Annotated in this window: 21 protein-coding genes and 2 tRNA genes; 6 read left to right on the forward strand and 17 right to left on the reverse strand. The window is 59.6% G+C overall.

Annotation, left to right across the window (positions count from 1 at the left end; genetic code table 11):
* Nucleotides 1-66: transfer RNA gene (locus tag AC3WN7_RS15460), tRNA-Met, on the reverse strand.
* Nucleotides 67-301: 235 nt separating this feature from the next.
* A tRNA-Met gene (locus AC3WN7_RS15465) sits at nt 302-378 on the reverse strand.
* Nucleotides 379-679: 301 nt separating this feature from the next.
* Here AC3WN7_RS15465 and dinB point away from each other — a divergent pair.
* Complete coding sequence (gene dinB / locus AC3WN7_RS15470) at nt 680-1,741, forward strand: DNA polymerase IV (protein ID WP_095965064.1); 1,062 nt, start codon at nt 680-682, stop codon at nt 1,739-1,741.
* A gap of 137 nt (nt 1,742-1,878) precedes the next feature.
* On the opposite strand, the gene AC3WN7_RS15475 is transcribed toward dinB, so the two are convergent.
* The 4 genes from AC3WN7_RS15475 to AC3WN7_RS15490 form a co-directional block, all read right to left on the reverse strand.
* Nucleotides 1,879-2,832, reverse strand: a complete 954-nt coding sequence (locus tag AC3WN7_RS15475; RefSeq protein ID WP_102674170.1) for a hypothetical protein — start codon at nt 2,830-2,832, stop codon at nt 1,879-1,881.
* Nucleotides 2,833-2,851: 19 nt separating this feature from the next.
* The gene (locus tag AC3WN7_RS15480; protein ID WP_102674171.1) at nt 2,852-4,567 is read right to left on the reverse strand and encodes a proline--tRNA ligase; all 1,716 of its coding nucleotides are present in this window, start codon (nt 4,565-4,567) and stop codon (nt 2,852-2,854) included.
* Nucleotides 4,568-4,710: 143 nt separating this feature from the next.
* On the reverse strand, nt 4,711-6,270 hold the full coding sequence (locus AC3WN7_RS15485) for an AmpG family muropeptide MFS transporter (protein WP_095965067.1): 1,560 nt from the start codon (nt 6,268-6,270) through the stop codon (nt 4,711-4,713).
* Between the two features lie 44 nt (nt 6,271-6,314).
* Complete coding sequence (locus AC3WN7_RS15490; protein ID WP_095965068.1) at nt 6,315-6,668, reverse strand: MGMT family protein; 354 nt, start codon at nt 6,666-6,668, stop codon at nt 6,315-6,317.
* A gap of 162 nt (nt 6,669-6,830) precedes the next feature.
* Here AC3WN7_RS15490 and AC3WN7_RS15495 point away from each other — a divergent pair, with 162 nt between their 5' ends.
* A complete protein-coding gene (locus tag AC3WN7_RS15495) occupies nt 6,831-7,838 on the forward strand; it encodes a DUF481 domain-containing protein (RefSeq protein WP_102674172.1) in 1,008 nt (335 codons plus the stop codon).
* Nucleotides 7,839-7,975: 137 nt separating this feature from the next.
* Here AC3WN7_RS15495 and AC3WN7_RS15500 read toward each other — a convergent pair whose 3' ends face one another.
* Complete coding sequence (locus AC3WN7_RS15500) at nt 7,976-8,185, reverse strand: cold-shock protein (protein ID WP_002554837.1); 210 nt, start codon at nt 8,183-8,185, stop codon at nt 7,976-7,978.
* 353 nt (nt 8,186-8,538) lie between these two features.
* On the opposite strand from AC3WN7_RS15500, the gene dcd reads away from it, so the two are divergent.
* The gene (dcd, locus tag AC3WN7_RS15505; protein WP_007940589.1) at nt 8,539-9,105 is read left to right on the forward strand and encodes a dCTP deaminase; all 567 of its coding nucleotides are present in this window, start codon (nt 8,539-8,541) and stop codon (nt 9,103-9,105) included.
* A gap of 107 nt (nt 9,106-9,212) precedes the next feature.
* Nucleotides 9,213-9,422 (forward strand): hypothetical protein, encoded by a 210-nt coding sequence (locus AC3WN7_RS15510; protein WP_015093806.1) that lies wholly within the window; start codon nt 9,213-9,215, stop codon nt 9,420-9,422.
* A 145-nt stretch (nt 9,423-9,567) separates the two neighbouring features.
* Here the strand turns inward: AC3WN7_RS15510 and AC3WN7_RS15515 are convergent, their stop codons facing one another.
* From AC3WN7_RS15515 to AC3WN7_RS15540, 6 genes are all read right to left on the reverse strand, one after another.
* Nucleotides 9,568-10,332 (reverse strand): ABC transporter ATP-binding protein, encoded by a 765-nt coding sequence (locus AC3WN7_RS15515; protein WP_095965070.1) that lies wholly within the window; start codon nt 10,330-10,332, stop codon nt 9,568-9,570.
* Nucleotides 10,333-10,345: 13 nt separating this feature from the next.
* Nucleotides 10,346-11,464 carry a succinylglutamate desuccinylase/aspartoacylase family protein gene (locus tag AC3WN7_RS15520; RefSeq protein ID WP_095965071.1) on the reverse strand — a complete coding sequence of 373 codons (1,119 nt, stop codon included), beginning with the start codon at nt 11,462-11,464 and terminating at the stop codon, nt 10,346-10,348.
* 26 nt (nt 11,465-11,490) lie between these two features.
* Nucleotides 11,491-12,201 (reverse strand): ABC transporter permease, encoded by a 711-nt coding sequence (locus AC3WN7_RS15525; RefSeq protein ID WP_102674173.1) that lies wholly within the window; start codon nt 12,199-12,201, stop codon nt 11,491-11,493.
* Nucleotides 12,198-12,926: an ABC transporter permease gene (locus AC3WN7_RS15530; protein WP_095965073.1), complete on the reverse strand. Its 729-nt coding sequence runs from the start codon at nt 12,924-12,926 to the stop codon at nt 12,198-12,200. Before AC3WN7_RS15530 ends, AC3WN7_RS15525 begins: the two co-directional genes overlap by 4 nt.
* 56 nt (nt 12,927-12,982) lie before the next feature.
* Nucleotides 12,983-13,765 (reverse strand): transporter substrate-binding domain-containing protein, encoded by a 783-nt coding sequence (locus AC3WN7_RS15535; RefSeq protein WP_095965074.1) that lies wholly within the window; start codon nt 13,763-13,765, stop codon nt 12,983-12,985.
* Nucleotides 13,766-14,246: 481 nt separating this feature from the next.
* Entirely contained in the window at nt 14,247-16,697 is a 2,451-nt protein-coding gene (locus AC3WN7_RS15540) for a penicillin acylase family protein (RefSeq protein ID WP_102674174.1), read from the reverse strand.
* 234 nt (nt 16,698-16,931) lie between these two features.
* Here AC3WN7_RS15540 and AC3WN7_RS15545 point away from each other — a divergent pair, with 234 nt between their 5' ends.
* The gene (locus tag AC3WN7_RS15545; RefSeq protein ID WP_102674175.1) at nt 16,932-17,489 is read left to right on the forward strand and encodes a cysteine hydrolase family protein; all 558 of its coding nucleotides are present in this window, start codon (nt 16,932-16,934) and stop codon (nt 17,487-17,489) included.
* Between the two features lie 171 nt (nt 17,490-17,660).
* On the opposite strand, the gene AC3WN7_RS15550 is transcribed toward AC3WN7_RS15545, so the two are convergent.
* The 4 genes from AC3WN7_RS15550 to AC3WN7_RS15565 form a co-directional block, all read right to left on the reverse strand.
* The gene (locus AC3WN7_RS15550) at nt 17,661-17,867 is read right to left on the reverse strand and encodes an SEC-C metal-binding domain-containing protein (RefSeq protein WP_007955014.1); all 207 of its coding nucleotides are present in this window, start codon (nt 17,865-17,867) and stop codon (nt 17,661-17,663) included.
* Nucleotides 17,864-18,358: an LEA/WHy family protein gene (locus tag AC3WN7_RS15555; RefSeq protein WP_095965077.1), complete on the reverse strand. Its 495-nt coding sequence runs from the start codon at nt 18,356-18,358 to the stop codon at nt 17,864-17,866. The genes AC3WN7_RS15550 and AC3WN7_RS15555 overlap by 4 nt, the downstream gene beginning before the upstream one ends.
* An 87-nt stretch (nt 18,359-18,445) precedes the next feature.
* A complete protein-coding gene (locus AC3WN7_RS15560; RefSeq protein WP_015093816.1) occupies nt 18,446-18,922 on the reverse strand; it encodes a YchJ family protein in 477 nt (158 codons plus the stop codon).
* Nucleotides 18,923-18,926: 4 nt separating this feature from the next.
* Nucleotides 18,927-19,424, reverse strand: coding sequence for a DUF6231 family protein (locus AC3WN7_RS15565; RefSeq protein ID WP_007971634.1), 498 nt, complete (start codon nt 19,422-19,424; stop codon nt 18,927-18,929).
* A gap of 189 nt (nt 19,425-19,613) precedes the next feature.
* On the opposite strand from AC3WN7_RS15565, the gene AC3WN7_RS15570 reads away from it, so the two are divergent.
* Nucleotides 19,614-20,303 carry a PA1041 family peptidoglycan-binding anchor lipoprotein gene (locus AC3WN7_RS15570; protein WP_095965078.1) on the forward strand — a complete coding sequence of 230 codons (690 nt, stop codon included), beginning with the start codon at nt 19,614-19,616 and terminating at the stop codon, nt 20,301-20,303.
* The last annotated feature ends 11 nt before the right edge of the window (nt 20,304-20,314 follow it).

The raw sequence follows: 20,314 nt of genomic DNA on the forward strand, positions 1-20,314 counted from the left end.
GGAGCCGGATTTGAACCGACGACCTTCGGGTTATGAGCCCGACGAGCTACCAGACTGCTCCATCCCGCGTCTGTGTGGCGGCATTCTATAGAGATACGCCGGGGTGTCAACCGTTAATCCTGAAGCAGGTCAAATAAACGTTGAATTGCGGCAAACGGTCGCAGCGATGGCCTAAGTTTCGGAATCAGAACGATTTCCGGTTTCGGTCCCGTTGAGCGTCCTGGCATTGTTTCGGCGTTCGGTGCTACAAAACGAGCGCGCACAAAAAAGGCCACTCTTTCGAGTAGCCTTTTTTGATGTTTGGTTGCGGGAGCCGGATTTGAACCGACGACCTTCGGGTTATGAGCCCGACGAGCTACCAGACTGCTCCATCCCGCGTCTGTGTGTCGGCATTCTATAGAGATACGCCGGGGTGTCAACCTTCAATTCAGATAAAACCTGTTCATCTTCAATCGGTTAGCTTGCCGATGAGCGGGTTGGTCCGCCTGTGAGGCAGGCGGAGCAAGGCCTGCGGCTCTATCGGGAATGTTTTTCTGATTGAAAAAATAAATTTACCAGCGACATTTCCCACGCGTCGAAAAGAACATTCAGACTACTGGTGCTATATACAGGTGTCGGTGAGATACTGGATGTCCGTCACACCAACACGCCTTTTCCTTGCCATGAACTCTGCTTTGCCATGACTCAGCGAAAGATCATCCACGTCGATTGTGACTGTTTCTACGCCGCCATTGAGATGCGTGACGACCCGCGTCTGGCCGGCAAGCCATTGGCGGTGGGCGGCTCGGCGGACCGGCGCGGGGTGATCGCGACCTGCAATTACGAGGCGCGGGCGTACGGGGTGCGTTCGGCGATGTCCTCGGGGCATGCCTTGAAGCTGTGCCCCGACCTGACCATCGTCAAGCCACGCATGGATGCCTATCGAGAAGCGTCCAGGGAAATCCACACGATTTTTCGCGATTACACCGACATCATCGAGCCGCTCTCGCTCGACGAGGCGTACCTCGATGTGTCGGACAGCGCGCATTTCGCTGGCAGTGCAACGCGAATTGCCCAGGACATCCGGCGTCGGGTCTCCAATCAGTTGCACATCACTGTGTCGGCAGGCGTGGCGCCGAACAAGTTTCTGGCCAAGATCGCCAGTGACTGGAAAAAGCCCAACGGGCTGTTCGTCATCACTCCGGACCAGGTCGAGGACTTTGTCAGTGGCTTGCCGGTGAGCAAACTGCACGGGGTCGGCAAAGTGACCGCCGACAAGCTGGGCAAGCTGGGAATCACGGATTGCCTGCAATTGCGCGAGTGGGACAAGCTGGCGCTGGTGCGAGAGTTCGGCAGCTTTGGTGAGCGACTCTGGAGCCTGGCCCGTGGGATTGATGAACGTGTGGTGCACAACGACAGTCGTCGTCAGTCAATCAGTGTCGAAAATACCTACGACGTTGACCTGCCGGACCTGAAGAGTTGCCTGGATAAGTTACCCGAGCTGCTGGAGACCCTGGCCGGTCGAATGGCGCGAATCGACAGCAGTTATCGTCCGGGCAAGCCATTCGTCAAAGTGAAATTTCACGACTTCACGCAGACGACATTGGAGCAGGCCGGGGCAGGGCGGGATCTGGGGAGTTATCAGTTGATGTTGACCCAGGCCTTCAATCGTGGCGGTAAAGCGGTGCGGTTGTTGGGGGTCGGTGTACGCCTGGAGGACTTGCGGGGCGGGTTCGAGCAGATGGAGTTGTTTGAGCGGTAGTGGAGGAATGAGGTTAGGCGGTGAATGTCTGGTCGCCTTCGCGAGCAAGCCCGCTCCCACATTGGATTTGTGAGCAATGGAAATCCAATGTGGGAGCGGGCTTGCTCCGGGCGGCGATCCGACGAAGTTTTTTGGCTTTAATTGAGTCCCGGATTCGCCACCAGTCGCTCGCCATTGCGGGCCAGCGACTTCAGGAACTCGGTCTGCAATTCTGGATCGTTGCGCGTCAGCTCGATCAGGCTCTGTTCCAGCTCACTGGCTTCCTCTTCAAGACCCAGCTCCGACAGGCGTTTGACCCGGTGGACCCACTGGCTGACTTCGTCGCCTTCGAGATCGTCATAAATCAGCCCATGGGCCTCATAGAGCTTGCTGCGCAAGGTGCTGCTGACGGCCAGGGTGGCATCGGTGTGCACGTTGTCCTGGGCAGCCTCAACACGAATCAGCAAGCGGCTCAGATGATTGATGTCATGTTCGGCGAACGGGTTATCCAGCAGATTAAGGCGCAATACGCCATTTTTGTCGGTGGTCAGTTCGAAGATTTCCTTGCCGGCCTTGACCTCGACCGGGCGCTCGCTCCAGGGCAGGCTTGAGTACTCCGTGCGTTTGTCGCGCTGGACTTCATCAATACCGGCCAGGTTCTGCTGCGCGCGGCCATGGGACTGCACGTTCATGAACGGGTTGAGCCCGGCGAAACCGTAGCTCAGCCAGTCCTTGGTCACGCTGTCCGGCAGATTGCCGAGGGCGAACACATTGACCACGTTGGCACCGACACCCGCCACCACGGCCACCGCGCCCAGCGGGATTTCGTAGATCTCCCGCCAGGGCTGGTACGGCGTATAGCGGTCGTAGTGACGCGTGACTTCGTACTCGGTGACTTCGAAAGTCTTCTGCTCGTGGATTTTCACCCGCCGTTGCGGCAGCTCAAGCACCTTGGGCTCACCGACATCGATCTGCAGGCTGTGATCGAGCAGTTTGCGCTCGACCCGTTCCTCGTGCTCGCTGCGTTGTGACATGTGATTGGCACAGCCGCTGACCAGCAGGGTGCCGCACAAGGCGGCACCACCGAGGCCTAAGGTGTTTCGCTTGAACATGACGTCTCTATATCTGCTATCAGCGGCGGATGTGGGCCTGAAGGAAGGACAGCACGTCGGCGACCGGCAGCGCTTGTGCGTCGGCCTCGGTACGGCTCTTGTATTCCAGGTTCCCTTCGGCCAGGCCGCGGTCGCTGACCACGATCCGGTGTGGAATGCCGATCAGTTCCATGTCCGCGAACTTGATGCCCGGGCTGGTTTTCTTGTCACGGTCGTCCAGCAGCACTTCGAAGCCGGCAGCGGTCAGTTCCGCGTACAGCTTGTCGGTGGCTTCGCGAACCTGCTCGGTTTCGTAGCGCAGCGGCACCAGGGCAATCTGGAACGGCGCGAGCGTGTCGCTCCAGATGATCCCGTTTTCGTCGTTGTTCTGCTCGATGGCAGCCGCCACCACGCGAGACACGCCAATGCCGTAGCAGCCCATTTCCAGGGTGACCGGCTTGCCGTTCTCGCCCAGTACTTCGCACTTCATCGCTTTGCTGTACTTGTTGCCCAGCTGGAAGATGTGCCCGACTTCGATGCCGCGCTTGATTTCCAGGGTGCCTTTGCCGTCAGGGCTCGGGTCGCCGGAAACTACGTTGCGCAGGTCGGCAACGGTCGGAACAGGCAAGTCGCGCTCCCAGTTCACGCCGAAGTAGTGTTTGTCGTCGATGTTGGCACCGATGCCGAAGTCGCTCATCAGTTCGACCGAGCGGTCGATGATGATCGGCAGCGGCAGGTTCAACGGGCCGAGGGAACCGGCGCCGGCGCCAATGGCTTCGCGCAGTTCGCTTTCCGAGGCCATGACCAGAGGGCTGGCCACGCCTGGCTGGTTGGCGGCCTTGATTTCGTTCAGCTCATGGTCGCCACGGATGATCAGGGCAATCAGCTTGCCTTTCTCTTCGGCGTGCACCACGAGGGTCTTGATGGTTTTCTCGATCGGCAGGTTGAAGCCTTCGACCAGTTGCGCAATGGTCTTGGCGTTCGGGGTGTCGACCAGACGCAGTTGTTCGGTCGCAGCGGCGCGCGCGGTTTCCCGTGGCACGGCTTCGGCTTTCTCGATGTTCGCGGCGTAGTCGGAGCCGTTGCTGAACACGATGTCGTCTTCACCGGACTCGGCCAGCACGTGGAACTCGTGGGAACCGGCACCGCCGATGGAGCCGTTGTCGGCTTCAACAGGGCGGAACTTCAGGCCCAGACGGGTGAACACGTTGCAGTAGGCCTGGTGCATGCGGTCGTAGGTGACCTGCAGCGAAGCCTGGTCAGCGTGGAACGAGTAGGCGTCCTTCATGATGAATTCGCGGCCGCGCATCAAGCCGAAGCGTGGGCGGATTTCGTCACGGAATTTGGTCTGGATCTGGTACAGGTTGATCGGCAGCTGCTTGTAGCTGCTCAACTCGTTGCGCATCAGATCGGTGATGACTTCTTCGTGGGTCGGGCCGGCGCAGAAGTCGCGGCCGTGACGATCCTTGAAGCGCAGCAATTCAGGGCCGTACTCCTCCCAGCGCCCGGATTCCTGCCACAGCTCGGCCGGTTGCGTGCTCGGCATCAACACTTCGAGAGAGCCGGCGGCGTTCATTTCTTCACGAACGACGGCTTCGACCTTGCGCATTACCCGCAAGCCCATCGGCAGCCAGGTGTACAGGCCCGAGGCAAGCTTGCGGATCATGCCGGCGCGCAGCATCAGCTGGTGGCTGATCACGACCGCGTCGGAAGGCGTTTCTTTTTGTGTGGCGAGCAAAAATTGACTGGTGCGCATGGTTGGCCGTTATCGATTGCTGATGACGAGAAATGACGGAGCATTGTACGGGCGAGATCCGCTGGCGTACAGGCGTGCGGTCGGTGGTGTGGCAGGAGGGCGCGATTCACTCGGCCCTCCGCGATTCTTCCTGCAATAAAAACCTACGATTCTTCGGCTACCGGTGTCTGCACCGGTTCCGGGGTGGGTGTCGGGCCTGCGCGGCGGTTCTCCTGGAACCAGTGCAAGGCGATCAACAGCAGGGTCGGGACGCCCAGCAGGGCGGTAATCAGGAAGAAATCGTGATAACCGAACTTCTCCACCATGACCCCGGAGTAGCCGCCGATCAGGCGTGGCAGCAGCAGCATGATCGAGCTGAGCAAGGCGTACTGGGTGGCGGAGAACTTGAGGTTGGTCAGGCTCGACAGGTAGGCCACGAAGGCCGAGGTGGCCAGGCCTGAACTGAAGTTGTCCAGGGAGATGGTCAGTACCAGCATGTTCAGGTTGGGGCCCATGTCGGCGAGCATCAGGAACAGGATGTTGGTCGCCGCGGATGCGATGCCGCCGATGAACAGGATTGGCAGGATGCCGAAGCGCACGATCAGCAGGCCGCCCATGCCGGCGCCGACCAGGGTCATGATCAGGCCGAAGATTTTGCTCACGCTGGCGATCTGGTCCTTGGTGAAGCCCTGGTCGATGTAGAACACGTTGGCCATCACGCCCATGACCGTATCGGACATCCGATAGGTGGCGATCAGGCCGAGCAACAGCAGTGCTTGCCAGCGGTATCGCAGGATGAAGTCGTTGACCGGCGTCAGCACCGGTGCCAGGCCACGACGGCCCATGGCCGAGAGGCACAGGGCGGTGAGCGTGATGTAGAGGATGGCCCTCAGGAGTGCGCGGTCTTCGAGCAGCAGGTCGAGCAGGCTCACACCTTCGAACAGTACGCTGGCGAAGTCGGTGTTGTAGAGCTGGGTGAACATGGCTGGCACGGACACCAGCAAAATGATCAGCACGAACACCGAGGCCAGTTGATGCATGAAGCTGTACCGCCCGGCCTGCAGTTGCGTTCGCAACGGCACGGGTGGTTCGCGCATGAACAGGGACGTCAGCAGGGCCGGGACCATCAGTGCGCCGAACAGGATGTAAGTGCCGGCCCAGGCCGAATGCTTGTAGTTGAAGCCGGTGGAGCCAAAGCCTTCGGCGAAGTACAGCGCGCCTGCGGTGGCCAGCAGCGCAGCGACCCGGTAACCGGACATGTAGCTGGCGGCCAGGGCGGCCTGGCGATTGTCTTCGGCGATTTCCAGTCGGTAGGCGTCTACTGCAATGTCTTGCGTCGCTGATGCGAAAGCGACGACCACGGCAATGGCGATCAGCCAGGACAGATGCTTTTGCGGGTCGCAGAAGCCCATCCCGATCAGGCCCAGGATGACCAGTGCCTGGGACAATACGAGCCAGGATCGTCGTCGGCCGAGTTTGCCGAGCAATGGCAGTCGCCATTGGTCGAGCAGGGGCGACCAGACCCATTTGAAGGCATAGGCCAGGCCGATCAGGCTTGCATAGCCAATGGTTTCACGCGCCACGCCGGCTTCACGGAGCCAGACCGAAAGTGTCGAAAACACCAGCATGTAGGGCAGGCCGGCGGCGAAGCCAAGCAGCAACAGCACGAGTGTCGAAGGGCTGGCATAAGCGGCGAGCGCGGCGCGCCAGGTTTTACGGGGCATGGGCTGGAGTCTGCCTCAAGAAATACGGAAACAAAGCGCGCACTCTAACCGCTGTGCTCTACCGGACGCCAGCCATGGCGCTGAATATCAACACGATTATTCAGGACACTGATGCCCTCCATGCGTAATCGTGCGCGCTGCTCATCACCTGAAGGGCTGCCGACCGGCAGGCTTATACGCCCGTTTGCGCCCAGAACGCGATGCCAGGGCAGCTTACTGTCGCTCGGCAATTGGCTGAGTGTGCGGCCTACCCAGCGAGCGGCGCGACCCAATCCTGCAAGCTCGGCCAACTGGCCATAGCTGACGACTTTGCCCTCGGGGACTTGCGCCAGAGTCAGATACAGCGCCGTGCGTCGGATTTGCGCTGCGCTCTCGGGGTCATCGGTTGGATCGGTCACGTCCGTCAGTCCTGAAGAAGTCTGCTTTACCGTCTGTAGAGTAATTCCTGTACGGTCGCTTGAGAAATGAACTCGGCAGAAATAGCCGGGTCAGTCCTTGTCAGGGCCTTATTCCTGCGGATAATGCCGATTTTTTCGCAATCCCGAGCCTGTATTTTGCTTATGTTGTCCAGATCCCTGCTATGTCTCGCTGTCCTTAGCGCCTCCACTCCCTTGCTAGCCGATACCGTGTGGTTGAACAACGGTGACAAGCTCAGTGGAAGGATCACGCTGTTCGATGGCGGCAAGCTGCTGATCCAGACCGAGTATGCCGGTGCGGTGACGATCGACTGGAAGCAGGTCAAGACCCTGGACAGCGATCAGGAATTGCTGGTCAAGCAGGATGCCTACACGGGTGAGAAATCCAGGTCGCTGAAAGCGGCGGACGCCGGCAAGGTCACGCTGGCCAATGGCGATGCACCGAAGACCGTCGAACTGGCGAGCATTCAGCAGATTCTCAAGCCAAAACCGGTGGTCGAGGATCTGGTGTGGAAAGGCAATGTCGATGTCGCGCTGGATTATCAGCGGGCGGAAAACGATACCGATGACTACGACATCGATTTCAAGACCAGTGCGCGCCACGGTCGCTGGCGGCATACCGCCGAAGGCGAATACAACCGCGAGTTCCAGGACGACGTGGTGACCACGGACAACTGGCGGGCCGAGTACTCCATCGACCGGTTCCTGACCGAGCAATGGTTCTGGCAGGGGCGCCTGGTGTACAAACGCGACAAGGTCGAAGACCTTTCCCGTCAACGCACCGTTGGCACGGGTCCCGGCTATCAGTTCTGGGATAACGAACTCGGGGCGTTCTCCCTGGGTTCGCTGGTCAACCGCACGGACTATGATTTCTCCGATGGCAGCAAGGAAAATTTCTACGCCCTGGCCATGACGTGGGACTACAGCCGCTACCTGATCGGCAAGCGTGTCGAGTTCTTCACCAATGGTGAGGTCGGCAAGCCGCTGTCGGATGTGGCCGACTACGCACTCGATGCCGAGATGGGGTTGCGCTACAAGGTGACTGACTGGGCTTCGCTGAACCTGAAGGCGGAGCGGGACATCATCAGTGGCACCGACGATGCGGATCTGGACAAGACGCGCTACACAGCAGGGTTTGGCGTGACCTGGTAATACGCTAAAAAATCGCAGCCTGCGGCAGCTCTGTAGGAGTTGCCGCAGGCTGCGATCTTTTTTTACCTGTGAAAAACACACAGGCACAAAAAAGCCCCGCTGTTGAGGGCGGGGCTTTTTACTAAAGCAAGTACAAGTTAGATAACTTGAACTTCTTCAGCTTGCATGCCTTTCTGACCGCGGGTAGCGATGAAAGAAACCTGTTGGCCTTCTTTCAGGCTTTTGAAGCCGTCGGACTGGATAGCTTTGAAGTGAACGAACAGGTCGTCACCGGATTGTGGGGTGATGAAGCCGAAGCCTTTTTCATCGTTGAACCACTTAACGGTACCGGTTTGGCGATTAGACATGGTGTAACTCCTTGAACAAAGATAACTGCGACTCAGGAAGAACCCTGGCCGAGACTGAGTGCAAAGAGCAGGAAAAATTCTTGTAGATGGTTGGATCGAAATTCAACATATCGTGTAGAGATTCTCAGTGACACAAGCAGCACAGTGACGCCACCTTAACCCTTTTTCCGGGACGTGCCAATGCTTCTTGCGAAGGTTTCTCTGTTTTAAGGATCGGCGGTGTGACGGTTCGTCGCCAATGCGCGTAATTCCTGCCTGTTCGGCGAGAATTTCACCCCGGACTTTGAACCCGGCGGCGCGCCCGGTAAGATGCCGGACAGAATTTTTCGACCTCGCAATTCAGGACACCCGCCATGAGCATCAAATCGGACAAGTGGATTCGCCGCATGGCGCAGGAACACGGCATGATCGAGCCTTTCGTCGAGCGCCAGATGCGTGGCAGCGACGATAGCCGTGTGATCTCCTACGGCGTGTCGAGCTACGGCTACGACGTGCGTTGCACCAATCATTTCAAGGTGTTCACCAACATCAATTCGGCCATCGTCGACCCGAAGAACTTCGATGCCGGCAGTTTCGTCGACATCCACAGCGACGTGTGCATCATTCCGCCGAACTCCTTTGCCCTGGCCAGCACCGTCGAATACTTCCGCATTCCGCGCAATGTATTGACCATTTGCCTGGGTAAAAGCACTTACGCGCGCTGCGGCATCATCGTCAACGTCACGCCGCTCGAGCCTGAGTGGGAAGGTCACGTGACCCTGGAGTTCTCCAACACCACCAATCTGCCGGCGAAAATCTACGCCAACGAAGGCGTGGCGCAGATGCTGTTCCTTGAGTCGGACGAAGAGTGTGAAGTGTCCTACAAGGACCGTGGCGGCAAGTATCAGGGCCAGCGTGGCGTGACCCTGCCGCGCACCTGAGTCAACCGTCTGACAAATGTCGGGAATTCCTGAGCGGGGGTACACTCTATGGAGTGTACTGTTCCGATCCGCGCAAGGCGGGTCGGGCCATCGCCCAGGAGTGCCGAATGAAGATCGATCCGCGAATCAGTGCCGAACTGGCAAGGCTTGAACCCAATCAAGTTGGCGTTCTGGCCTGGTCCTTGTTGGCACATCCGCCCGTCAGCATGGCAGGGGGTATCCCCGGCCAGCCTGATCCTGATACCCCGAATGAACAGCCGATGGAGCCTGGCGAACCTACTTTGCCGGATGAGCCACCACCCGCGCCTGTTGTCTGATAGTTCAGACGCTATAGATCAAAAAAAGTGGGAGCAGGCTTGCTCCGGGCGGCGATCCGACGAAAGCGGAGTATCAGTGGCATTCATGCCGCCTGACACACCGCTTTCGCGAGCAAGCCCGCTCCCACAGGTTTTTCTGTAGACGTTACTTCAGGTTGCCACTGAGGAACTGCTTCAACCGCTCGCTTTTCGGATTGCCCAGCACGTCTTCCGGCGCGCCTTCTTCCTCCACCAGGCCCTGGTGCAGAAACAGTACCTGGCTCGATACTTTGCGGGCAAAGCTCATTTCGTGGGTGACCATGATCATGGTTCGGCCCTCTTCGGCCAGGCCCTGGATCACCTTGAGCACTTCGCCCACCAGTTCCGGGTCCAGCGCCGAGGTCGGTTCGTCGAACAGCATGACTTCCGGTTCCATGGCCAGTGCGCGGGCAATCGCCACCCGTTGTTGCTGGCCGCCGGACAGGAATGCCGGGTACTGGTCCGCCACACGGGAGGCCAGCCCTACCTTGTCGAGGTAGCGCCGGGCGCGGTCCTCGGCTTCTTTCCTGTCGCAGCCCAGCACCCGGCGCGGCGCCATGGTGATGTTTTCCAGCACCGTCATGTGGCTCCACAGGTTGAAGTGCTGGAACACCATGGCCAGGCGGGTGCGAATCCGCTGCAGTTCATCGGCATCGGCCACGTGCATGCCGTGACGATCCTTGATCATGCGGATGTTCTGCCCGTCGAGGCTCATGGCGCCGTCGTTGGGTTGTTCCAGGAAGTTGATGCAACGCAGAAAGGTACTTTTACCCGAGCCACTGGCGCCGATCAGGCTGATGACGTCGCCGGTCTTGGCCTTGAGCGAAACACCTTTGAGGACTTCATGGTCGCCATAGCTTTTATGCAGGCCTTCGATGGTCAATTTGTACATGGGGCGTGCATCCTCAAGGCGAAAGTAGATAGCCGCTGCGATAGGCTTCGGTGCCCGCGACGTGGGCGATCACCATGCCGGCGGTGGCCATGCGGCGCAGCGAGCGGGCGTACATCAGCCCGGCGGCGGTGCAGTGGACGGGAGTGACGTGATCGTTGATCGGATCAATGACCTCGGCGATCAGTTGCCCCGCTTCCAGGTATTGCCCCGGCAGTGCGGTGAACACCAGCAGCCCGCCGGCAGGCGTGGCTACCGGTTCTACACCGGCCAGCGGTGTCGCCGGATAGGGCAGGTCGGGCAGGGGGGCGGATTCGCCGGCGATCGCGCCGAAATGGATCAGGTAATCGATCAGTGCCTGGCAATCACGGTTCGCCAGCGGATGATTGACGTCGCCCTGACCGCGCAATTCGACGGTCACCGAAAAACTGCCCGGTGGAATGTCGAAGTGTTCGCCGAAGCGCTCTTTCAACTGCCACCACAGCAGGGTGAAGCATTCATCGAACGACTGGCCGCCAGAGTCCGTCGCCAGCAGGCTGGCTTCGGCGCCGATGTAACGGGCCAGCGGCTCGACCTGCGGCCAGGCCTCCGGGGTGGTGTACAGATGCGCGACCGCTTCGAAGTCGCAATGCAGGTCGAGCACCATGTCGGCGTCGCAGGCCAGTCGTTGCAGGGTCAGGCGCTGGGATTGCAATTGGGTGTCGGCAGTCTGTCGGGCCAGCGCTTCGCGCAGGCTGCTGCGGATCAGTTGCCGGTTGTGCTGCGGATCGTCACCGAGCTTGCCCTCGATCGCGTTGCCGACCTCTTCACTGAGGTCGACGAACCAGCGGTTGAAGTTCTGGCCGCTTTCCAGTTCGTAGCGGCCCAGTGGTACATCCATCAGCACCTGTTCCAGACCCACCGGGTTGGCGATGGGTACAAGCACGATTTCGCTGCGCAGGCGACCGGCGGCTTCCAGCTCTGCCAGGCGTTGCTTGAGGTGCCAGGCCACCAGCATGCCGGGCATTTCGTCGGCGTGCAGAGAGGCCTGGATGTAGATCTTGCCGTTGGCCGGTTGTGGGCCGAAGTGAAAACTGTGGATCTGTCGTGCGGTCCCCGGCAGCGGGGCCAGCAGGTCATGTTTCTGGTGGCGCATCTGTTGTTCCTGAAGCAGGTTGAGACCTAGTGGGTCGGCCCGAGGAAGGCCAGCCATCGGCGTTCGGCAAGGCGGAACAGGCCGACCAGTGCAAAAGTGACGGTCAGGTAGATCAGCGCAGCGATGCCGAACGACTGGAAGGTCAGGAATGTCGCCGAGTTGGCGTCCCGCGCGACTTTCAGGACGTCGGGGATGGTCGCGGTGAAGGCCACGGTGGTCGAGTGCAGCATCAGAATCACTTCGTTGCTGTAGTACGGCAACGAGCGACGCAGGGCCGACGGCATGATCACGTAGGCATACAGCCTCCAGCCTGTCAGGCCGTAAGCCTTGGCCGCTTCCACTTCACCGTGGGCCATGCTGCGGATTGCCCCGGCGAAAATCTCCGTGGTGTAGGCGCAGGTGTTCAGAGCGAAGGCCAGGATCGTGCAGTTCATCGCATCGCGAAAGAATGCGTCCAGTACTGGCTGGGCCCGAATGGTGGCCAGGCTGTAGATCCCCGTGTAACAGATCAGCAACTGGATATAGAGCGGCGTGCCACGGAACAGGTAGGTATAGAACTGCACCGGCCAACGGATGTAGAGGTGCGGCGACACACGGGCGATGGACAGCGGGATCGACACGATAAAACCAATGAAGATCGACGCGCTGAGCAGCCACATCGTCATGGCCAGGCCAGTGATGTTGTTGCCGTCGCTATAGAGAAAGGGTTTCCAGTATTCCTGCAGAAGTTCGATCATCGTACGGCCTCCCGGGTACCGGCGGAGTAACGACGCTCAAGCCAGCGCAGGATGATGTTGGACGCGCTGGTGATCACCAGGTAGATCAATGCGGCAAGCACCAGGAAGTAAAACAGCTGATAGGTGCTTTTGCCGGCGTCCTGGGCGGCCTTGACCAGGTCGGCGAGGCCGATGATCGACACCAGGGCGGTGGCCTTGAGCATCACCATCCAGTTGTTGCCGATCCCCGGCAGGGCATAACGCATCATCTGCGGGAACACCACGATCCAGAAACGCTGGCCGCGCTTGAGGCCATAGGCGGTGGCCGCTTCAACCTGACCCCGTGGGACGGCGAGGATCGCGCCACGGAAGGTTTCGGTGAAATACGCACCGTAGATGAAGCCCAGGGTAATGACCCCGGCACTGAACGGGTTGATCTCGATGTATTCCCATTCCATGTAATCGGTAAAGGAGGTCAGCCAGGTTTGCAGGCTGTAGAAGATCAACAGCATCAGGACCAGGTCCGGAACGCCGCGAATGAGGGTGGTGTAGAACTGGGCAGGCACGCGCATCAGTTTGACTTTTGACAGCTTGGCACTGGCGCCGAGCAGCCCGAGCAACACGGCCACCAACAGCGACAACGCCGACAACTTGATCGTCATCCAGGTGCCTTGCATCAGCAGCGGACCGAAGCCCTTGAGGCTGAAGGCAGAGAGCCCCAGATTTTCTAATAGGTTTTCGAACATAAATCAGCAACCTGATCGGATGAAAAAAGCGCCCATCGCAAGATGGGCGCCGGGCATTATTTGCCGCTGTACAGATTCAGATCGCCAAAGTGTTTCTTCTGAATGGTGGCGTAGGTGCCATCATCGTGTAACGCTTTGATACCTTTATCCAAAAGTGCTTTCAGCTCGGTGTTACCTTTCTTAATGCCGATCGCGGTTTTGGCTGGCAGCAGTTCGCTGTCGACAGGCTTGCTGACTTCGTAGCCTTCACCTTTTGGTGACTTCAAGAAGCCCAGTTCGGCTTGCAGCATGTCCTGGATCGCTGCGTCGAGACGGCCGGAAGTCAGGTCGGAATACACCTGATCCTGATTCTGATAGGCCTGGGTTTTTACGCCGGCCTTGTCGAGAACGGCTTTGGCGTAGGCTTCCTGGATGGTGCCTTGCTCGTAGCCTACGGTTTTGCCCTTCAGCGAAGCGATGTCCTCGGTCAGGCCGGAGCCTTTCTTGAACACATAGGCGGTTGGGCCGGAGAACAGCTCGCTGGAGAAGTCGATGACTTTTTCACGGGCTTCGGTAACGGTCATCGACGAGATCACGCCGTCGAATTTGTTGGCTTTGAGGCCAGGGATCATGCCATCGAAGTCACTTTCGACCCACTTGCACTTGACCTTCAGTTCGGCGCAGATCGCGTTCCCCAGATCGATGTCGAAGCCTACCAGGCTGCCATCGGCCGCTTTCGACTCAAACGGTGCGTAGGAAGGGTCAACGCCGAAACGCAGTTCTTTGTATTCTTTCGCCATGGCGGAGCCAGCAGCCATGCACAATGCCAGTGCAGAAAGGGTCATCAATGCTTTTTTCATTATTCAATCCCTAAAACCAATATGAGCGCTCGTGGCGCAGAATTGTTGTTACTGGAAAGCGTAAGACCTGTTGAAAGTAGCAATTTCCGAACCAGAGTGCCGAACAAGCGTTTTAAAAGGTGTCTGGAAATAACCGGAGACAGATTTATGCACGAAAACGGGCGCAGGGAAATGGCCGCACCAGTTCGACTCAAAAAGAAAAATATTTGAGGATGAATAGAGGGGGTAGCTGAGCAGATTTGCAAACACCTGCATCTGGGGTTGCCAGCGGCAGATCGGCAGGCCAAAGGTCGACTCGGTGACTTGTTAGCTCTGAGGTTGGCGCGGGGCGAGAAGTTCTATCGGGCTTTATGAGCGGATGAAAACCAGTGTGGGAGCGGGCTTGCTCGCGAAGTCGATTGAACATTCAAAACAAGTGTTGAATGTTCAATCGCCTTCGTAGGAACGCCGCCCGGAGTAAGCTCGCTCACAGCGATCAGTGTTACTTGCCGGGTGTCAGTGTCAGACGATTCTTGCCATAGGCGTTGTCGAAGTTCTGCGGCTGCATCGGCAGGCTCATGTACTGGCCCTTGAGCCAGGGTTCGATGCTGTTGAGGTAGTTTGCACTGGCCGGGTTGCCGGACTGACCGGTGCCGTTCTGCGCCATCAGCGGTTCAGACTGGCCGAAGTCGACGATAAAGCGCATGGCGGGCGCCAGCGTGGTGTTGAAGTCCTGGCCCCAGGCGAACGCGGCGGTGTTGAGTGTGGTGTGATCGCCACCGGCCGGCAGCGGACCGCGTACCGTCTGGCCGCTGCCGTTCTTCCATTCATAGCGGTGCAGTTTGCCCCACTGCCAGGCTTTGTGATCGCCGCCCAACTGGCTGTCGCCGGCGCTGATCGCTGCAGCGAGGCTGCGCGCGAGGATGGCCGGTTTGTCTTCTTTCTGCGCGGTGCGCACGTCATCCCAGAACGGGCTGTCCTCACGCCCGAGCAAGTGATCGGCCTGGGCCGCGTAGGACAACTTGCCATCGGCGACAAAGGCCCTCCACGCCGGGCTGCTTTCCGGGCCCAGTTCGTCGAGGAAGATCTGCCGGGTGCTTTCCTGAAGGAACAGTTCGTAGATGGCCGCATCGGTGGAAGTCGGGCTGAGCTTGCCATCGAACGCCATCAAGCGGCTGTAGGCTTCGTGTGCCTTGGCGCGATCGGCCGTCGGCAAGGCGTCCATGGCTTGTTTGAGTGGCTGGGCCATGCCTGGCGTTTCGAACATTTTCTTCAGCTTGGCCGCGAAGGTCGTGGTCTGGTCGTACTGCATGGCGATCAGGCTGCGGCTGTCGTGTTTGCCTGCGCCGGCCAGTTCGGCCAGACGCTCGCCGCGCTCCGGAGCGGCCCAGGAATTGGACAGCTGCATGCCGTAGCCATGGGGGATGACCCGCTGATTGGCGGTGCCGAGCCAGCCTTGGGCCGGGTCCTGGTCGTACGGGTGCAGCATCGGGTCGGCATAACCGTCCCAGTCATATCGACCTTCCCAACCCGGTGAGGGCAGCAGGCCTTCGCCTTCGCGGCGGTTCGGGTAGCGGCCGGTGACCTGCCAGCCGATGTGGCTGGCGTCGGCAAACACCAGGTTCAGTGCGATGGCGCGGATTTCGCGGCTGGCATCCGATGCTCTCTCGGCGCTCTGGGCGCGGGACAGGTCGAAGAACGCGTCCAGGGTCTTGTCGTCGGTGAAGTTCGGCATCTGCAAGGCCAGGCCGAAACCATTGGCCAGCATGGTGCCCTGGGCGCTGTTGAGCAGCGGGCCATGGCGGGTTTCGTACACCGCTTCGCGAATCGGCCGCTGGCCTTTGACGAAATAGGTTTCGTTGCGCACGATCGCCGGCTGCCACTTCCCGGCGTTTTCGTAGGCAAGCCCGTTGCCCTGGCGCTTGATCTTCTCCAGGAACAGGTCCTGGTTGTCGCCCATCACGGACGCCATGCTCCACGCCACTTTACCGTTGAAACCACCGAGCACCATCGGCAGGCCCGCGATGGTCACGCCGGACGCCTGATACTTCGGTGCGCGAATCTGCACGTAACTGAACAATGAAGGCACGCCCAGCGGGCCGTGACTGTCACTGGCCAGCAGGCTCTTGCCGCTGCGGCTGCGTTGCGCGGCGATGGCCCAGTTGTTCGACGAGGTGGCGCCCAGCAGGTTCAGGTCCGACAGTTGTCCCGTGGCTTTGCTGAGTTCGGCCAGGCCCGGTACTTGCCCGTTGAGCTTGAGGCCCTGGAGTTTTTCGCTCTCGGCGACCGGCAGTTTTTCATCGGGGGCGGACGGCGTCAGCCACGCCAGTTTGTCGGTGGTGACGGTCTGGGCCAGTACCAGCGAGGAAATCTCTTCCGGCAGGTTGGTCGACTGGCTGAAGTTCAACAGGCAGAAAATCAGCGCCGAATCTTCCGGCTGCCAGTATTCAGGCCGGTAGCCGGTGGCCGCGAGGTCCGCCGGCAGTTTGTCGCGGTAGCGGAACAGGTAGGCGTTGACACCCCGCGCGTAGACTTCGAAGAAACGCTTGAGGCGCGGCGAAGAGGCCTTGTACAACTCGCCGGCACTTTTCTTCAGGTTGACCGCCCGCATGTAACGGTCGGCATCCAGCAGGTCCGCGCCATGCATCTCGGCCAATCGGCCCTGGGCCAGCAGGCGCAGGGTGACCATCTGCGTGATGCGGTCGCTGGCATGCACGTAACCGAGGGTGAACAGCGCGTCGTGGAAGCTGTTGCTTTCGATCAGCGGCATGCCCATGGCATTGCGACGCACCGAAACGTTCTGCGCCAGGCCCTTGAGCGGTTGCACGCCGGAGGTCGGCGGGAGGGTGTCCTGGGCGTTGAAGCTCTGACAACCGGTCAGGCTCAAGACGCCCGCCACTGCTGCGGCAACGCCGAACCGGGGTAGAAAATGAGTAAGGGCTGGCGAGGCCATGGCAAAGCTCCTGCGGGGGGTAGAGGCGGTGGGGCGCAATAAAGGCGCTACGTTAGTGAGCGGGAGGTGGCCGCGCAAGCGGGGTACAAGGTTATTTCGGGATTTGTCAAAGATCGGCGTATCCCGGTAGGAGCTGCCGAAGGCTGCGATCTTTTGATTCTCAACAGTGGCTTGCCAGCCGTAACCGGTGATGTTGAAGTGCGACACGGTCAACAACCCAGGAAAAAAACCGGCATGGAGCTCAAGGCAAACGCGGCCCTGATCATCATCGATCAACAAAAAGGCATTCTTCACCCCAGGCTTGGCCGCAGGAATAATCCTCAGGCCGAAGAGCGCATGCTGGAATTGCTCGGTCTTTGGCGACGCACCGCTCGGCCGGTGATCCATGTGCAGCACCTGTCCCGCTCGGAGGACTCGGTGTTCTGGCCGCAGCAGTCGGGCGTGGAGTTTCAGGAGCGGTTCGCGCCAATGGCCGGTGAACGCTTGATCCAGAAGCAGGTGCCGGATGCGTTTTGTTCGACGGGGCTGGAGACGCAGTTGCGCGAGGCCGGGATCGGGCAGTTGATCATTGTGGGTGTCGCGACCCACAACTCGGTGGAGTCTACGGCGCGCACCGCAGGCAACCTGGGGTTTGATACCTGGGTGGCCGAGGATGCGTGCTTTACCTTCGACAAGGCTGATTTTTTCGGCCATGCCCATAGCGCCGAAGAGGTGCATGCGATGTCGCTGGGGAATCTGCACGGCGAGTATGCGACGGTGGTCAGCGCTGCCACCCTTCTGATGGATGACTGACAACTAATGTGGGAGCGGGCTTGCTCGCGAAGAGGGCCTCAGCTTCAACATCGTTTTTGCCTGACACACCGCTTTCGCGAGCAAGCCCGCTCCCACAAGGGAACTGCATTCACAGCACAGGTCTGCTCGCGAAGACGATTCAACAGGCGAAGCAAGTCTTCGCCCGAAGCATCAAGCGCCGTGGCACTTCTTGAATTTTTTGCCGTTGCCGCATGGGCACGGATCGTTGCGGCCGACGTCTTTCAGGGCATTGCGCACCGGTTCCTGGTGGGCGTGGCCGCAGTTTGGACCGTGGACATGGCCGTGGTCGTGATCATGGTGGTGATGGTCATGATCGTGGTTGCAGTCAGGGCCGTGGACATGGGGTTGCTGGGTCATCGGTGTTGCTCCGGAATTAAATCGGCGGCGATTATCACGCCATTGCGCGCCAGGTGCACGTAGTGGGCGATGAATATACCGGTTTCCAGTTCACCTTCCAGACGATAGGGGATGGGTTGGTCGGATTTTTTCAGCAGTTTGGCCAGATCCCGGACCTTGGACCACAGGTTTGTGCGGATCGGCACCTTGAAGTAGGCACTGTGCCTGGGGCTGATGGTGAACCAGTGTTCGTACTCGCCGTCGGCCAGCAGTATGTCACCCAGGTGAACGCGGTACTCCAGACTGCGCACCGTCAGGTCACTGTCGTTGGGGTTGTCGATGCGAAAATGCAGGAGGAGTTTCTGCTCCAGCAGTTTGGCGCTGACCACTTCGACCTTCACCAGATGGACCTCGGGGTCCGGCAAGTCGTCGTCGAACCACGACGCACAGCCGCCAAGTCCCAGTGTCAGGAACAGGGTGAGCAGACAGCGTGCGCAGCGGCGGATGATCATCGTGGAGTTTCTCCCTTGAGTCCCAGTCTAGACCCAAAGGATCGCAGCCTTCGACAGCTCCTGCGTGGTGGGCAGTCATTCCATGGACTAGCTGCTGAAGTAACCCGCACAACATTTCTTGAACTTCTGTCCACTGGCACACGGGCAGGGGTCATTGCGCCCGAGTTTGAGTGGCACGGTCGGGTCGATGAAATACCAGCGCCCGGTGTTCTGTACGAACGATGAGCGCTCTCGATGGCTGTGCTCGCCACTGCTGTCGTGCCACCGCGCGGTGAAGGTCACGAAAGCGTGTTCAGGCTGGCCACCCAGCACTTCGGAGCTTTCCACCTCAAGGCCCAGCCACGTGCTTTGCGCGCTCCAGTCGCTGATCGATTGACGGTCCAGGCCGGCCTGTTGGGCGGGCAGGGTGGTGGCCACCAGATAGTCGACCAGCCCCAGCACGTAGGCGCTGTAGCGCGAGCGCATCAAGGCTTCGGCGCACGGCGCCGGGTGTCCGGCATGGTAGTGACCGCAGCAGGCATCAAGCAGGGTGCCGCTGCCGCAAGGGCAAATGGATGTACTCATTGCATTACCACCAGTATTTCCCGAAGTTTTCCGGATTGGCCCAGAAGCGCGAGTTGAGCCAGTCGGGGACTTGTTTGTATTCAAGCAGATCGTAGGTAAACAGGGTCAAGACCTGTTCGTCCCGTTGAAAGCGTTCGCTGGCTTGCAGGGCCAGGGAGAAAAAGTCCGTTTCCTGCCAGCCACAAGCCGGCAGGTCCGCCAGCACGGCGATGCGGCTGGCGTTGAGGTTGCGGATGCCGCCCAACAGGTTGAGGCCGTCGCGCTTGGGCAAGTGCTCCAGGCAATCGACCACCAGGGCCAGGTCGAATCGGCGGGCCGCCAATTCGTCGGGCAATGGGCCAGGGGCCGCGAAAGCCACGCAGCTGTCCGGGTGCGCGAGTTTGAATGCTTCCAGTGCCGGGAATTCGCTGGCGCCGATCAACAACAGGCGCGCGGGGGCATATCGGTCAAGTAACGCGGCCAGTGCCTGCTGCGGCGTGCGTGAAGAAATACCTGCAATCATCGAAGATCCTCAATCAGATCTGCCAAGACTAGCCTGCCCGGACGTTCGGGCCTAGAGCGGCTTGGCGACAAATGCGCCAAGCTGCCGTTAATGCCTGAATAAACAGCATGGCCTATTGCTGGCGGAGTTTAATACTCGGGTCTTTACTACCTGAATCGGTTCTAAGCCGATCCTTCAGGAGAAAACTAGATGAGCATAGTTCGGACAGCATTACCCTTGGTTCTGCTAACCAGTGTGTTGACTGGTTGCGCAGGTTTGCAGAAAACCGACTGGCCGACCTGTGCGGCGGTTGGTGGTGTCGTGGGCGCGGGCCTCGGTGCGACCGAAAGCTCGGCATGGGCAGGGTATGGTGCTCTGCTCGTCGGCGGTACGGCAGCGGCTTATTGCTGGGTGCACGGTGATGGCGATGAAGACGGCGACGGTGTGCCGGATAGTCGCGACAAGTGCCCGGGCACGCCTAAAGGCGTTCAGGTCGATGCCAACGGTTGCCCACCACCAGCGCCTGTGGTTGAAGAAGTGGTTGTGGTCAAGGAAGAAACCATCGTCATCCGCGATGTTCACTTCCAGTTTGATAAAGCCACGCTTACCTCGTCCGATAAACAGGTCCTCGACAAGATTGCCACTCGCCTGAAAGCCGAAGCCCCGACTGCTCAACTGACCGTAACCGGTCATACCGACAGCGTGGGCAGCGACGCCTACAACCAGAAACTGTCGGATAAACGCGCCCACTCGGTGGTTGAATACCTCATCGATCAAGGCGTACCTCGCAGCAACTTCGTGTCGGTGGTCGGTGCCGGTGAAAGCCAGCCGGTAGCGGACAACAAAACCGCTGACGGTCGTGCACAGAACCGTCGTACGGAAATCAAAATCCAGCGTTAAACGCCCCTCGC

It is taken from the genome of Pseudomonas sp. FW305-70, from assembly GCF_058783925.1.

Excerpts from the sequence above, each read along its gene's own strand:
- dinB (WP_095965064.1), top strand. The coding sequence starts at position 680 with ATGACTCAGCGAAAGATCATCCACGTCGATTGTGACTGTTTCTACGCC.
- AC3WN7_RS15475 (WP_102674170.1), bottom strand. The coding sequence starts at position 2,832 with ATGTTCAAGCGAAACACCTTAGGCCTCGGTGGTGCCGCCTTGTGCGGC.
- AC3WN7_RS15480 (WP_102674171.1), bottom strand. The coding sequence starts at position 4,567 with ATGCGCACCAGTCAATTTTTGCTCGCCACACAAAAAGAAACGCCTTCC.
- AC3WN7_RS15485 (WP_095965067.1), bottom strand. The coding sequence starts at position 6,270 with ATGCCCCGTAAAACCTGGCGCGCCGCGCTCGCCGCTTATGCCAGCCCT.
- AC3WN7_RS15495 (WP_102674172.1), top strand. The coding sequence starts at position 6,831 with ATGTTGTCCAGATCCCTGCTATGTCTCGCTGTCCTTAGCGCCTCCACT.
- AC3WN7_RS15500 (WP_002554837.1), bottom strand. The coding sequence starts at position 8,185 with ATGTCTAATCGCCAAACCGGTACCGTTAAGTGGTTCAACGATGAAAAA.
- dcd (WP_007940589.1), top strand. The coding sequence starts at position 8,539 with ATGAGCATCAAATCGGACAAGTGGATTCGCCGCATGGCGCAGGAACAC.
- AC3WN7_RS15510 (WP_015093806.1), top strand. The coding sequence starts at position 9,213 with ATGAAGATCGATCCGCGAATCAGTGCCGAACTGGCAAGGCTTGAACCC.
- AC3WN7_RS15515 (WP_095965070.1), bottom strand. The coding sequence starts at position 10,332 with ATGTACAAATTGACCATCGAAGGCCTGCATAAAAGCTATGGCGACCAT.
- AC3WN7_RS15520 (WP_095965071.1), bottom strand. The coding sequence starts at position 11,464 with ATGCGCCACCAGAAACATGACCTGCTGGCCCCGCTGCCGGGGACCGCA.
- AC3WN7_RS15525 (WP_102674173.1), bottom strand. The coding sequence starts at position 12,201 with ATGATCGAACTTCTGCAGGAATACTGGAAACCCTTTCTCTATAGCGAC.
- AC3WN7_RS15530 (WP_095965073.1), bottom strand. The coding sequence starts at position 12,926 with ATGTTCGAAAACCTATTAGAAAATCTGGGGCTCTCTGCCTTCAGCCTC.
- AC3WN7_RS15535 (WP_095965074.1), bottom strand. The coding sequence starts at position 13,765 with ATGAAAAAAGCATTGATGACCCTTTCTGCACTGGCATTGTGCATGGCT.
- AC3WN7_RS15540 (WP_102674174.1), bottom strand. The coding sequence starts at position 16,697 with ATGGCCTCGCCAGCCCTTACTCATTTTCTACCCCGGTTCGGCGTTGCC.
- AC3WN7_RS15545 (WP_102674175.1), top strand. The coding sequence starts at position 16,932 with ATGGAGCTCAAGGCAAACGCGGCCCTGATCATCATCGATCAACAAAAA.
- AC3WN7_RS15550 (WP_007955014.1), bottom strand. The coding sequence starts at position 17,867 with ATGACCCAGCAACCCCATGTCCACGGCCCTGACTGCAACCACGATCAT.
- AC3WN7_RS15555 (WP_095965077.1), bottom strand. The coding sequence starts at position 18,358 with ATGATCATCCGCCGCTGCGCACGCTGTCTGCTCACCCTGTTCCTGACA.
- AC3WN7_RS15560 (WP_015093816.1), bottom strand. The coding sequence starts at position 18,922 with ATGAGTACATCCATTTGCCCTTGCGGCAGCGGCACCCTGCTTGATGCC.
- AC3WN7_RS15565 (WP_007971634.1), bottom strand. The coding sequence starts at position 19,424 with ATGATTGCAGGTATTTCTTCACGCACGCCGCAGCAGGCACTGGCCGCG.
- AC3WN7_RS15570 (WP_095965078.1), top strand. The coding sequence starts at position 19,614 with ATGAGCATAGTTCGGACAGCATTACCCTTGGTTCTGCTAACCAGTGTG.